16 protein-coding genes are annotated in these 11,907 nt (G+C 67.7%); 7 read left to right on the top strand and 9 right to left on the bottom strand.

Translation table 11 applies throughout. The annotated features are described in order from the left end of the window. Positions 1–33: 33 nt before the first annotated feature. Positions 34–732 carry a lipoyl(octanoyl) transferase LipB gene (gene lipB, locus FRZ32_RS00485; RefSeq protein ID WP_147041648.1) on the bottom strand — a complete coding sequence of 233 codons (699 nt, stop codon included), beginning with the start codon at positions 730–732 and terminating at the stop codon, positions 34–36. A gap of 46 nt (positions 733–778) precedes the next feature. Between lipB and FRZ32_RS00480 the strand changes: the two genes are divergently transcribed. Further along, complete coding sequence (locus tag FRZ32_RS00480; RefSeq protein ID WP_147041647.1) at positions 779–1,582, top strand: glycerophosphoryl diester phosphodiesterase membrane domain-containing protein; 804 nt, start codon at positions 779–781, stop codon at positions 1,580–1,582. On the opposite strand, the gene FRZ32_RS00475 is transcribed toward FRZ32_RS00480, so the two are convergent. The 3 genes from FRZ32_RS00475 to FRZ32_RS00465 form a co-directional block, all read right to left on the bottom strand. Further along, the gene (locus FRZ32_RS00475) at positions 1,579–2,154 is read right to left on the bottom strand and encodes a GNAT family N-acetyltransferase (protein ID WP_147041646.1); all 576 of its coding nucleotides are present in this window, start codon (positions 2,152–2,154) and stop codon (positions 1,579–1,581) included. The genes FRZ32_RS00480 and FRZ32_RS00475 overlap by 4 nt on opposite strands. Continuing rightward, positions 2,151–3,014: an oxygen-dependent coproporphyrinogen oxidase gene (gene hemF / locus FRZ32_RS00470; protein ID WP_147041645.1), complete on the bottom strand. Its 864-nt coding sequence runs from the start codon at positions 3,012–3,014 to the stop codon at positions 2,151–2,153. The genes FRZ32_RS00475 and hemF overlap by 4 nt, the downstream gene beginning before the upstream one ends. A 110-nt stretch (positions 3,015–3,124) precedes the next feature. Next, positions 3,125–3,571 (bottom strand): tRNA (cytidine(34)-2'-O)-methyltransferase, encoded by a 447-nt coding sequence (locus FRZ32_RS00465; protein WP_147041644.1) that lies wholly within the window; start codon positions 3,569–3,571, stop codon positions 3,125–3,127. Positions 3,572–3,737: 166 nt separating this feature from the next. On the opposite strand from FRZ32_RS00465, the gene petA reads away from it, so the two are divergent. The 3 genes from petA to FRZ32_RS00450 are packed head-to-tail and all read left to right on the top strand — an operon-like array spanning position 3,738 to position 6,532. Then, positions 3,738–4,304: a ubiquinol-cytochrome c reductase iron-sulfur subunit gene (gene petA, locus FRZ32_RS00460; RefSeq protein WP_147041643.1), complete on the top strand. Its 567-nt coding sequence runs from the start codon at positions 3,738–3,740 to the stop codon at positions 4,302–4,304. A gap of 11 nt (positions 4,305–4,315) precedes the next feature. Next, on the top strand, positions 4,316–5,605 hold the full coding sequence (locus FRZ32_RS00455; RefSeq protein WP_147041642.1) for a cytochrome b: 1,290 nt from the start codon (positions 4,316–4,318) through the stop codon (positions 5,603–5,605). A gap of 18 nt (positions 5,606–5,623) precedes the next feature. Beyond that, positions 5,624–6,532, top strand: a complete 909-nt coding sequence (locus tag FRZ32_RS00450) for a cytochrome c1 (protein WP_147041641.1) — start codon at positions 5,624–5,626, stop codon at positions 6,530–6,532. Positions 6,533–6,598: 66 nt separating this feature from the next. On the opposite strand, the gene FRZ32_RS15490 is transcribed toward FRZ32_RS00450, so the two are convergent. The 3 genes from FRZ32_RS15490 to FRZ32_RS00440 are packed head-to-tail and all read right to left on the bottom strand — an operon-like array spanning position 6,599 to position 7,720. Beyond that, positions 6,599–6,988 (bottom strand): glutathione S-transferase C-terminal domain-containing protein, encoded by a 390-nt coding sequence (locus FRZ32_RS15490; protein ID WP_243445148.1) that lies wholly within the window; start codon positions 6,986–6,988, stop codon positions 6,599–6,601. Then, positions 6,988–7,245: a thioredoxin domain-containing protein gene (locus FRZ32_RS15485; RefSeq protein WP_243445147.1), complete on the bottom strand. Its 258-nt coding sequence runs from the start codon at positions 7,243–7,245 to the stop codon at positions 6,988–6,990. Before FRZ32_RS15485 ends, FRZ32_RS15490 begins: the two co-directional genes overlap by 1 nt. Before the next feature lie 28 nt (positions 7,246–7,273). Beyond that, positions 7,274–7,720 carry a MaoC family dehydratase gene (locus tag FRZ32_RS00440; RefSeq protein ID WP_147041640.1) on the bottom strand — a complete coding sequence of 149 codons (447 nt, stop codon included), beginning with the start codon at positions 7,718–7,720 and terminating at the stop codon, positions 7,274–7,276. Between the two features lie 136 nt (positions 7,721–7,856). Between FRZ32_RS00440 and FRZ32_RS00435 the strand changes: the two genes are divergently transcribed. Continuing rightward, positions 7,857–8,216: a hypothetical protein gene (locus FRZ32_RS00435; RefSeq protein WP_147041639.1), complete on the top strand. Its 360-nt coding sequence runs from the start codon at positions 7,857–7,859 to the stop codon at positions 8,214–8,216. Here the strand turns inward: FRZ32_RS00435 and FRZ32_RS00430 are convergent, their stop codons facing one another. Beyond that, on the bottom strand, positions 8,217–9,473 hold the full coding sequence (locus FRZ32_RS00430; RefSeq protein WP_147041638.1) for an alkaline phosphatase family protein: 1,257 nt from the start codon (positions 9,471–9,473) through the stop codon (positions 8,217–8,219). 118 nt (positions 9,474–9,591) lie between these two features. On the opposite strand from FRZ32_RS00430, the gene FRZ32_RS00425 reads away from it, so the two are divergent. Together FRZ32_RS00425 and FRZ32_RS00420 are read left to right on the top strand one after the other, a co-directional pair. Further along, entirely contained in the window at positions 9,592–10,086 is a 495-nt protein-coding gene (locus FRZ32_RS00425; RefSeq protein WP_158635774.1) for a DUF4019 domain-containing protein, read from the top strand. A gap of 101 nt (positions 10,087–10,187) precedes the next feature. Then, entirely contained in the window at positions 10,188–10,706 is a 519-nt protein-coding gene (locus FRZ32_RS00420; protein ID WP_147041636.1) for a hypothetical protein, read from the top strand. On the opposite strand, the gene ychF is transcribed toward FRZ32_RS00420, so the two are convergent. Continuing rightward, positions 10,696–11,796: a redox-regulated ATPase YchF gene (ychF, locus tag FRZ32_RS00415; RefSeq protein ID WP_147041635.1), complete on the bottom strand. Its 1,101-nt coding sequence runs from the start codon at positions 11,794–11,796 to the stop codon at positions 10,696–10,698. The two genes, FRZ32_RS00420 and ychF, sit on opposite strands and share 11 nt — an antisense overlap. Between the last annotated feature and the right edge of the window lie 111 nt (positions 11,797–11,907).

Here is an 11,907-nt window from a genome sequence, read left to right as displayed (position 1 = left end):
GGTTGTGCACATTATACGCAAAGGAAGCGGCCCTCAACCCTCCCGTGCCTCGCCCTCCAGCGAGGACAGAAAGGTATCGAGCCCGTCACGGAGCGCCAGATCGAAGCGGGCCCCGACATCGCGTACGCCCATCGCTTCGAGACTGGTCACCGGGAATTCCGCGATACCGCAGGGCACGATGCCTGAGAAGTGCGAAAGTTCGGGCGCGACGTTGACCGCGAATCCGTGCATCGTCACCCAGCGCTTCACGCGCACGCCGATCGCGCCGATCTTCGCTTCCGTCCCATGCTGGTCCACCCAGATGCCGATCCGACCGGGCGCCCGGCGCGCGGTGACGCCGATCCGGGCGAGGGCGTCGATCACCCAGCCTTCGAGGCCGTGGACGAATCGCCTGAGATCGCGCCCGCGCCGATCGAGATCGAGCATCACATAGCCGATCCGCTGGCCAGGCCCGTGATAGGTGTAGCGCCCGCCACGGCCGGCATCGAAGACCGGGAAGCCCTGCGGATTGAACAATTCGGCCGGATCCGCACTGGTCCCGGCGGTGTAGAGCGGCGGGTGCTGGAGCAGCCAGACGAGCTCGCCCGCGGTCCCGTCACGGATCGCGGCGGCGCGCGCCTCCATTTCGGCGAGCGCTTCGGGGTAGGGCACCGTCCCTTCGCTGACCCGCCATTCGACCGGCGAATCCGCGCGCGGGACGGAGGCGCGTCGAGGGTGCGTTGCGCGGTCCATCGCCCTCGCGCATAAGCCGTGGCAAAGCGAAGGGAAAGCGTAGGCAATGGCAAATCTGTCGATCACGGCGGCCTGGGAGGAGTCGGTCGCGTTCGTCCGCCGCGAGGGCCGGCTGCTGTTCCCGGTCTCGTTCATGCTGATCGCCCTCCCGGTCGCGGTCACCGAAGCGCTGACGCCGGCGAGTGCCGCGGGTCAGCCGCCCGCGAGCGGCGCCTGGCTGGTCCTGTTCCCGGTCGCGTTGCTGCTGAGCGCGATCGGCAATGTCGCGATCACAAGCCTCGCGCTTCGGCCGGGAATCTCGGTGGGAGAAGCGCTACGCCACGGGGCGGCGCGGCTGCCCGCGCTGCTTGGCGTCGCGCTCATCGCCGGCATCGCAAGCTTCATCCTGTTCATGCTGATCGTCACCGTCGCGGTGTCGGCCGTGCCGGGCGCGGTCGAGGCGGCCAAGGCCGGCGCCCCCAACGCGGCATTCACCAAGGCGGTGGTCCTGGCCATGGTCGCGCTGCTGCCACTTGCCGCCTATTTCGGGGCGCGGCTCCTGCTCATCACGCCGCTCGCGGCGGGCGAGGAAGGCGGCCCGTTCCGCCTGATCGCCCGCAGCTGGACACTGACGAAAGGCCATGTGCTGAGGCTGATCGGGCTCGTCCTGCTCGTCACCGTTGCCTATGGGACGCTGCTGATCGCGATCCAGAGCGTGGTCGGGCTCGCGGTCATCGCGCTTGTCGGGCCGCCGGTGCCGGGCAGCATCGGCGCCTTCATCGTCACGCTTGTGGGGGCGGGCGTGACGACACTCGCCTCGCCTTATCTCGCGACGCTGATCGCACGCGTCTACGCGCAGCTGGCGGCCTAGAGAATCGGGATTTGAGGCGCTGCCTCGCGCGGCAGCAGGCCGGCGAGGCGCGGGTCGGGGAAGCTCTCGAACGCGCGCGCATAGGGCCGGAAGCCGGCGCGCAGATAGGAGGGCAGGGCGGCTGGATGATCGAGGCTGCACGTGTGCACGCGGACCCGGCTGACCCCATCGCGCCAGGCCAGGCGCAGCGTCTCGGCGAACAGCCACTTGCCATGGCCCTTGCCAGCGAGCTCGGGGGCGAGGCCGAGGAAGCGGATCAGGCATTCGCCCCTGGTCCGGAAATCGAGCTCGAGCAGGCCGACATCGTCGCCCGATTCGTCGATCACCGAATGGACTTCGGCCATCGCCGCGCGGAGCGCCGCTTCGTCCATCGCCAGCCGCGAGAACCACAGCCAGCGCGAACCCACGCGCTCGAACAGCGCCCGGTAACGCGCAGGATCGGCGAACGTCCACCGGGCGAGGCGGAGGCCGCGGTCCGGAACCGGCGTCAAATCGGGCCGGGCGGTCATTTCGAGATAGGTCACGACGGCGGCGACCATGCCGGCGGGAACGTCGATGAGCTGGCCGTTCATGACCAGGTGGCGAGCGGGGGGAGGCTCATCAGGATGGCGTCGACATTGCCGCCGGTCTTGAGCCCGAAAAGCGTGCCCCGGTCGTAGATCAGGTTGAATTCGGCATAGCGGCCGCGCCACTCGAGCTGGCGGGCCCGGTCGGCCTCGTCGAAGGGAGTCGCCATCCGTCGCCGCACCAGCCTGGGGAAGATGTCGAGGAATGCCTCGCCGACGTCGCGGGTGAAGGCGAAATTCTCATCGAAGCTCGCGCCCTTGCCCGGCGCCATGCACTCGAGATGATCGTAGAAGATGCCGCCGACGCCGCGATGCACGCCGCGATGGGGGATGTAGAAATAATCCTCCGCCCATTTCGAGAAGCGGCCGTAATAGGTCTGATCGTGCGCGGCGCAGGCGGCGCGCAGCCGCGCGTGGAAATCGGCGGTGTCCTCCTCATAGGGAATCGGCGGATTGAGGTCCGCGCCGCCGCCGAACCAGCGCTTCGTGGTGCACAGGAAGCGCGTGTTCATGTGGACCGCGGGGACATGCGGATTGGCCATGTGGGCGACCAGGCTGATCCCGGTCGCGAAGAAGCGCGGATCCTCGGCGGCGCCGTTGATCGTCTTGGCGAACTCCTCGGAAAAGCGCCCGGCGACGGTCGAGACGTTGACCCCGACCTTTTCGAACACCTTGCCCTTCATCAGGCCGCGGACCCCGCCGCCGCCCGGCGATCCGTCGGGATCGGCGCGGTCCCACGGCAGGTAGGCGAAGCGCGCGTCGCTTCCCGCTTCCGATTCGATCGCCTCGAATTCGGCGCAGATCCGGTCCCGCAGCGATTCGAACCAATCGCGCGTCGCCTGTTGCTGGTGGTCCAGTTCGATCATGGCCGCGCGCTAGCCCTCCTGCGCGCCCGCTGGCAAGCCCGTGCCATGCTCAGGCCGGTTGCGGCGCCCCTGCTGCGGGCCGCGCCGGCCGCTGCCCGCCTCGACGGGCGCTAGGGCAACGCGCCCACCTGGCGCAGCGCCTCGGCGATGCCGATCCCCGCCGCCACCGCAAGGTTCAACGACCGCGTGCCCTGAACCTGCGGGATCCTCACGCGCAGGTCCGCACGCTCATGCACCGCCTCCGGCACGCCCGCGCTTTCGGAGCCGAACAGCAGCACGTCTTTCGACTCGAAGCGCGCCTCCGGCAGCCGCACCGCGGCCTGCGTCGTGAACAGCACCAGCCGTCCCGTCAGCGCCGAATCGAATCGCGCCCAATCGGCATGGCGAGTCACGTTGGCGATCTCGGCATAATCCATCCCGGCGCGCCTCAGCGCGCGATCGCCCCAGGGAAAGCCGCACGGCTCGATCACGTCGAGCGGAACGCCCAGGCAGGCGGCGAGCCGCATGATCGTGCCGACATTGCCGGCCTGGTCGGGCTGATGGAGAGCGAGCCGCATGGGCCGGGCTTAGCGGAGATGGACGGCCGCGTCACAGGCGGGTCAAATTCGATGTTGGCAAAGCCCGCACCCTGCGTCTATCAGGCCCGCGAACCGCCACGGCCGTACGGCCACAATGGGGGGCGGTGTCCGGGCCCACAGGCGGCCCGCACGAGGCAAGGACGATATGGCTGCGGTCGAATATAGCGAGCATATGGACGCGCATGGCGAAGACGGTATGCGCCGGCGTGATTTTCTCAATCTCGGCGCGGTCGCCTTTCCGGCGGCCGGCGCGGTTGCGCTGCTCTATCCGCTGATCAACCAGATGAACCCGTCGGCGGACGTGCTCGCGCTCGCGCAGATCGACGTCGATATTTCGCACATCCAGCCGGGCCAGGCGATCAAGACGATCTGGCGCAAGCAGCCCGTGTTCCTGCGCAACCTGACGCCGCGCGAGATCCAGGAGGCCAATGCGGTCGACGTCTCGACGCTGCGCGATCCGCAGACGCTGGCGGAGCGGACCAAGCCGGGCAAGGAAAACTGGCTGATCACCATGGGCGTGTGCACCCATCTGGGCTGCGTGCCGCTTGGCGCCGGCGAAGGCGAGAATCGCGGGCCGTTCGGCGGCTATTTCTGCCCCTGCCACGGCTCGATGTACGATACCGCCGCGCGCATCCGTCAGGGCCCGGCGCCGAAGAATCTCGAAGTGCCGGAATATGCCTTCACGTCGCCCACCACGGTTCGCATCGGCTGAGGTAGAATAAGATGAGCTTTCCCTGGGCTGAGAAATACACGCCGAAGCACCCGTTCATGCGCTGGCTCGATCAGCGCCTGCCGCTGCCGCGGCTGGCTTATGGCGCGGTCGGCGGCGGCTATCCGGTGCCGCGCAACCTCAATTATTTCTGGAACTTCGGCGTCCTCGCCGGGCTCGCGCTGACGCTCCAGATCGTCACCGGCATCATCCTTGCGATGCACTACCAGGCCGGCGATGCGACCGCGTTCAATTCGGTCGAGCACATCATGCGCGATGTGAACCAGGGCTGGTTCCTTCGCTACGCCCACGCCAACGGCGCCTCGATGTTCTTCATCGTGACCTATATCCACATCTTCCGCGGCCTTTATTACGGCTCCTACAAGGCGCCGCGCGAGATGGTGTGGATGCTCGGCCTCGTCATCTTCCTTTTGATGATGGCGACCGCGTTCATGGGCTATGTCCTTCCCTGGGGGCAGATGAGCTTCTGGGGTGCGAAGGTGATCACCGGCCTGTTCGGCGCGATCCCCCTCGTCGGCGATCCGATCCAGCATTGGCTGCTCGGCGGCTATGCGCCCGACCAGCCGACGCTGACCCGCTTCTTCTCGCTCCACTATCTGCTGCCGTTCGTGATCGCGGGGGTCATCGTCCTCCACATCTGGGCGCTGCACATCCCGGGATCGGGCAACCCGACCGGCGTCGACGTGAAGAGCCCGCAGGACACCCTGCCGTTCCATCCCTATTATACGGCGAAGGACGGCTTCGGGGTCGGCATCTTCTTCATCGTCTTCGCGCTGCTGCTCTTCTTCGCCCCGAATGCGTTCGGGCACCCGGTCAACTATGTCGAGGCCAACCCGCTTTCGACGCCGGCGCACATCGTTCCCGAATGGTATTTCTGGCCGTTCTACGCGATCCTTCGCGCCTTCACGTCGGACTTCATCCTGGAAGCGAAGCTGTGGGGCGTGCTGGCGATGTTCGGCTCGATCCTGCTGCTCTTCTTCCTGCCCTGGCTCGACAAGTCGCCGGTGCGCTCGGGGAGCTACAGGCCGACCTTCCGGATCTTCTTCTGGATCCTCGTCGCCGACGTGCTCGTGCTCGGCTATTGCGGCGGATCGCCGGCCGAAGAGCCCTATGTCATGATCTCGCAGATCGCGACGGCTTACTATTTCATCCATTTCCTCATCGTCCTGCCGCTCCTCTCGATGTTCGAGAAGACGCTGCCGCTGCCGAACTCGATCTCGGAAAGCGTGCTGCATGGCGAAGAGGCGGAAGCTGCGCCGATCGGCGTCACGACGACGGCTTAAAGGGGGACGTAAGACAAAATGGTTCGCGGTCTGGGCATCCTCGTCGGGCTCGTCTTCGCCTTCGTCGTCCTGTGGGCGTTCGGCCACGGCGCCTACACCTATGTCACCAATCCGCCCGAGCAGACGGCCGAGGCGCGGTACCACCTGCCGCCGCGCGAGGAGGTCCGCTTCTCGTTCGACGGCCCGCTGGGCCGCTTCGATGAGCAGCAGCTGCAGCGGGGCTTCCAGGTCTATCGCGAGGTCTGCTCGACCTGCCACGGCCTCGGCCAGGTGGCGTTCCGCAGCCTGCGTGACATCGGCTATTCCGAAGCCGAAGTCCGCGCGATCGCCGATCAGTGGCCCCATCAGGTCCCGTCGATCAATCCGGACACCGGCGAAGCCGCGACGCGCAAGGCGATCCCGGCGGATCATATCCCGGGCCCCTATGCCAACGACACGATGGCGCGCGCCGCGAACAACAATGCGCTGCCGCCGGACCTGTCGCTGATGGCGAAGGCGCGCGAGGGCGGGCCGCACTATATCTATTCGATCCTGACCGGCTTCCGGAACCCGCCGGCTGGCTATGAGGTGCCGCAGGGGCTGCACTACAACCCCTATTTCCCGAACCTCAACATCGCGATGCCGCCGCCGCTGACCGCGGACGGGCAGGTCACCTACGCGCCGGGCAATCCGCGCCCGACGGTGGACCAGATGGCGCAGGACGTGTCGGCGTTCCTGATGTGGGCGGCCGAGCCGAACCTCACCACCCGCCATGCGGTGGGCCTGCCGGTGCTCGTCTTCCTGCTGATCGCGACGATCCTCGCCTATCTCTCCTACCAGAACATCTGGCATGGCGGCGATCGGCGGGTGCGGGCGACCGGCGCGCTCGATCCAGAGAATATGGAAAAGCGCCAGCAGGCGAGCCGCGAGGCGGGCGTCACCGAATAAGCGGCGAACGGGCAGCCCGGCCGGCATCCGTCGCGGCGGATGCCCGCCGGCCCGCGCCGATGTCGCTCAGCCCGCCTTCGGGGCGTTGACGGCAAGCTGGGCGGCGAAGGCCCGTTTGTAGGCGGGCCGCGCCTCGCCGCGGGCCACATAGGCTGCCAGCCCCGGATATTCGTCAAGCAGCCCCGACCGGCGCAGCCTGAGCAGCACCGACACCATCATCAGATCGCCGGCACTGAAGGCGCCATCGAGCCAGTCGGCGTCGCCGAGGCGCGCGGCGAGCGAGTCGAGCCGGGCGCGGACGCGATCCTTGACCAAAGGCAGGCGCGCCTCGCTCCAGGGCTTGTCGGCCTCGAATATCCGGGCCGTCACGAGGTCGAGGATCGGCGGCTCCACCGTGTTGCTCGCCGCGAACATCCAGGCGATCGCGCGGGCTCGTGCGTCGGCATCCGCCGGCATCAGGCCCGCGTGATGATCGGCGATGTGGAGGACGATCGCACCCGTTTCGAACAGGACGAGATCGCCCTCTTCATAGGTCGGGATCTGGCCGAACGGATGACGGGCAGGTGCGCGGGCTCCTTCATCGCGGCAAAGGAAAGCAGGCGGACCTCGTAAGGCTGCCCCACCTCCTCGAGCGCCCAGCGTACCCGCGTGTCGCGCGCGAGGCCTTGTCCCCCATCGGGCGAGCGTTCGAAGGCGGTGATGGTGATCGTCATGGCGAGGTCTCCTCTCCGCTTCGGGCGCTCAGGCGGGCCGTCGGCGGATGAGCACGATCGAGGTGAAGCGCATCACGGGCACGCCATCCTGGTTTGTCACCACCGTTTCGGTGCGGAACGATCCGATCTCGGGCCGGCTGCGCGACGGCGTCTTGTCGACGATCGTGCCGGACACGTGGATCGTGTCGCCCGGATAGACCGGCTTCAGCCAGCGCAATTCGTCGATGCCGGGCGATCCGAGGCCCGCTTGCTCGTGGCCGACGACATAGCGGGCGATCACCGCCATCGTCATCGCGCAGCTGTGCCAGCCGCTGGCGGCGATGCGGCCGAAATGGGTCTTGGCGGCCTCCTCATCGGAAAGATGGAAGGGCTGCGGATCATATTTGCGCGCGAATTCGAGGACTTCCTCGCGAGTCACCTCGTAGCTGCCGAACTCGGTCCGTGCGCCAACCTCAAGGTCTTCGAAATAGATCATATGCGCCTCCGCCGGTTGCGGAGCGCGGGATCGGCGGTCGCGCCAACGATGTCAAATCCGGAACCGTCCGCCGACGCCGCTCGTTGCGCCCCAGTCCCGATCGGCCCCCACCGGTCGGCCATCGAGGAGATTCATCATGCCTACGCCCCGCCTTGTCGTCGCGCTTTCCATGTCGGCTGCCGCGGCCGCACTTTCCGGCTGCGTCGGCGACGGCGGGTTCGGCTATGGCGGGCCCGGCTTCGCCTATGAGGCGTCCTATGGCGATCCTTATTGGGGCTGGTACGGCGACTATTATTATCCCGGGACCGGAATCTACGTTTACGACGCGCAGCGGCGGCGTCACCGTTGGAACGACGATCAGCGTCGCCATTGGGAAGGCCGCCGCGGCAGCTGGCATGGCCCGCGAAACACGGCCGGACGCTCCAACTGGCACGATTTCAATCGCGACGGGAACAGGAGCGCGCCGCCGCGTCGCGGCCGACGCCCACACGGCTGATCAGCGCGTCCGCAAGGCGGGCTCCAGCGGCGAAATCGTCCCGTCCGACGGGCGCGGCGTGATCCCGATCAAGCCCGCGAGCAGCGGATAGACATCGACATTGTCGAACGCCTCGAGCCGGACGCCGGCCCGGAAGGCGGGGCCGGCGGCAACGAACAGCGCCCGCATTTCCGGCGCGGCATTGTCATAGCCGTGGGTCCCGCCGGGATGGATCTCGACATCCGGCTTGACGATCAGCCAGCCGGTCTCGGCCAGGCAGTAGAAATCCGGGACGCGCGGATTCGTCCCGTAATGCAGGCGCGTTGGGATGTCCGTCTTGCGCCAGCATTGGACATGGTCGTGCGGGCGAAGCAGGGCCGCCGCCACCTCGGTCTCGTGGCCGGGCAGCGCATCCATGCCGGCATAGGGCCCGTCGGTGACGAGATGAACGGTGTCCGGATCGACGAGGTCGGGGAGCCGGACCACCCGGTCCGGGCTGGTCGCGGCCATGCCGTGATCCGCGACGACGACCAGGTTCGCCGGCTGGCGAAGCTCGGCAAGGTCGTGGACGAGTTCGCCGATCCGCGCATCGACATCGCGGATGGCGGCATCGGTTTCCGGCGCGTCCGGCCCATATTGGTGCCCGGCCGTATCGACCGTGTCGAAATAGACGGTGAGGAAGCGCGGCCGGATCGCCGCCGGCCGCCGCAGCCAATCGATCACGCCGCGCACCCGCTGCTGCCCGGTCACGTTCATGTCGAAATGCTGCCAGTCGGACGGACGCAGCCCGTCATGCGCGACTTCCGCGCCGGGCCAGAACATCGTCGCGGTGCGTACATGCTGGCGTTCGGCGGTGATCCAGATCGGCTCCGCCTCATCCCACCAGAAGGGATCGAGCGCCTGATCGTTGCTGATCTTGAAGGTGATGCCGGGCCGGCGCGGATCCTCCATCGTATTGTCGACGATGCCGTTATGGTCGGGGCGCAGGCCCGTCACCAGCGCATAATGGTTGGGAAATGTCTTGCTCGGGAAGGACGGCCGCATCGCCGCGCGCGCGCCTTCGGCGGCGAGCCGGGAGAGGTTCGGCGTCTCGCCCCTGTCGAGATAGTCGGCGCGAAATCCGTCGATCGAGACGAGGATGGTGACCGGCTCGCGCGCCTCGGCGGGCGCAGCCTGCACGGCGACCGGCGGCGACAATGGCTGGGCGGCGCATCCGGGCAGGAGGGCGGCGAGGGCGGCGGCGAGGATGGCGAGGCCGGAACGTGTGCGGACTGTCATGTTTGCCGCGCTAAACGGCATCTGTGTCGCTTTGGTGTCGCCCGATCCCATGCCTTCGCGCTCCTTCTTTCAGCCTGGCAGGTTTGTTAGCGTGCGTCCGCACGGAGGGGAAAGAGCGATGATTCGAAACATGATCCTGGCCGCCGCTGGCGGGCTTGCGCTGGCCGGCTGCTCGGCCGGCGCCGAAAAGACCGCGGCCGAAGCCGCCGTGACGCAGTTCCACCAATTGCTCGATCAGGCGCGCTACAGCGACATCTACGCCGCGACCGCGCCCGATTTCCGGCAGGCGACCAGCGAGGCCCAGTTCACCGACCTCCTCCAGCGCGTCCACGCGCTCGGCAACGTCCGCGCCGCCAACCAGTCGGGCTGGCAGGTCAATTATACGGGCAGCGGGCATCTGGTGACGTTGCACTACACGACCCAATATGCCGCCGCCCAGGCGCGCGAGGACTTCATCTACCGCGTCGCGGACGGCGCCGCCGCTTTGGTCAATTACAGCGTGAGCTCCGACGGCGCCGGCGCCGGCCAGGCGCAGGCGGAAGATCCGAACACGGCGCCTGCGCCCGACCAGGGCGGGAAGGGGGCGGGGGACGACGGGGCCGGCGGCAAATAGGCCGGAGCCCGCGCGGCGGCCTTCGGGCCGGACGCATGTCCCCGGTCGGTTGAGCCGCGCCGCCCGGCGGCTCTATGCTCGGGAGCGGGAAAGGGGGCGATATGAAGGCACTCATCGTCCAGCCGCTTGTCCTGCTCGCGATTGCCGGATGCTCCGCCGGACAGGATCGGGCGGTTGCCGAACGGGCGGTGACGGAATTTCACCATCGCCTCGATGCCGGGCAGTTCCACGAAATCTATGCGTCGGCCAGCGACGATTTCCGGGCCGCTGGCACGGAAGCCGCTGCCCTTCGGCTGCTCGGCGCCATCCACAACCGCCTCGGCCTTTACGAAGATGCGACGCCGCGCGGATGGCGGATCAATTATGGCGGTGGCGGTTCGACAGTCTCGCTGAGCTATGTATCGCACTTCATGCGCGGCAATCTCGGCGAGGACTTCACCTTCCGCGTCGCCGGCGGCACCGCGTCGCTGGTCGGCTATCACGTGACGTCCGACGCGGTCATGGCCGCGCTTCAGGGCCCGGCGCAGCGCGCGGCGGACGCGCCGCACCCCCGAGTCGTCGTCGAAGAGGGGGACGGCGAGGCCGCCGCCGCGCCGCCGCCGGCCGCCGCTACACGTTGAATCGGAACAGCATCACGTCGCCGTCCTGGACGACATAGTCCTTGCCCTCGGCGCGCATCTTGCCGGCTTCCTTCGCACCGGTCTCGCCGCCGAGCGCGACATAATCGTCATAGGCGATCGTCTCGGCGCGGATGAAGCCGCGTTCGAAGTCCGAATGGATGACGCCCGCGGCCTGTGGCGCCTTCGCCCCTTTCTCAACCGTCCAGGCGCGCGCCTCCTTGGGGCCGCAGGTGAAGAAGGTGATGAGGTGCAGGAGATCGTAGCCGGCGCGGATGATGCGGGCGAGGCCGGTCTCCTGAAGGCCCAGATCGGCGAGGAATTCGGCGCGATCCTCCGTCGGCATGGTCGCAATCTCCGCCTCGATCGCCGCCGAGATGATGACTGCCTTCGCGCCTTCCTCAGCCGCCTTCTCGAACACCCGGGCGCTGTGGGCGTTGCCGGTGGCGGCGTCGCCTTCGTCGACATTGCACACGTAGAGGACCGGCTTGGCGGTGAGCAGCTGGGCGCGATCCAGCGCCAGTTTCTCCTCGTGGTCCTTGGGCTGGGTGAGCCGCGCAGGCTTCGAATCGCGGAGCAGATCGAGCGCCTGGCCGAGGACGCTGGCCTGGATCTTCGCCTCCTTGTCCCCCTGCTGCGCCTTCTTGACGAGATTGGGCACGCGCTTTTCCAGGCTCTCGAGATCGGCGAGCATCAACTCGGTCTCGACCGTCTCGGCATCGGCGACGGGATCGACCCGGCCTTCGACATGGGTGACGTCGCCGCCCTCGAAACAGCGCAGGACATGGACGATCGCGTCGACCTCGCGGATATTGCCGAGGAACTGGTTGCCGAGCCCCTCGCCGGTCGAAGCGCCGCGCACCAGCCCGGCGATGTCGACGAACTCGAGCTGCGTTTCGATCACCTGCGCCGACTTCGCGACCTCGGCGAGCCGGCGCAGGCGCGGATCGGGAACCGCGACGCGGCCGACATTGGGCTCGATCGTGCAGAATGGATAATTGGCCGCCTGCGCCGCCGCCGTTTCGGTCAGCGCATTGAACAAGGTGGACTTGCCGACATTCGGCAGCCCGACGATCCCGCAACGAAAGCCCATGAACGCCCTTTCCACATCCTCCCGCGACCGGCGGCGACAGGAGGAAAAATCAGCGGCCCCGTTAGCGGTTGCGCTCCGGCTTTGCCAGCTTAGTGTCGGCGCACGACAAAG

Origin of the sequence: Sphingosinicella ginsenosidimutans, from assembly GCF_007995055.1 — a bacterium.
Taxonomy (GTDB): Bacteria; Pseudomonadota; Alphaproteobacteria; order Sphingomonadales; family Sphingomonadaceae; genus Allosphingosinicella; species Allosphingosinicella ginsenosidimutans.
This window is presented reverse-complemented; position numbering and strand designations above follow the sequence as displayed.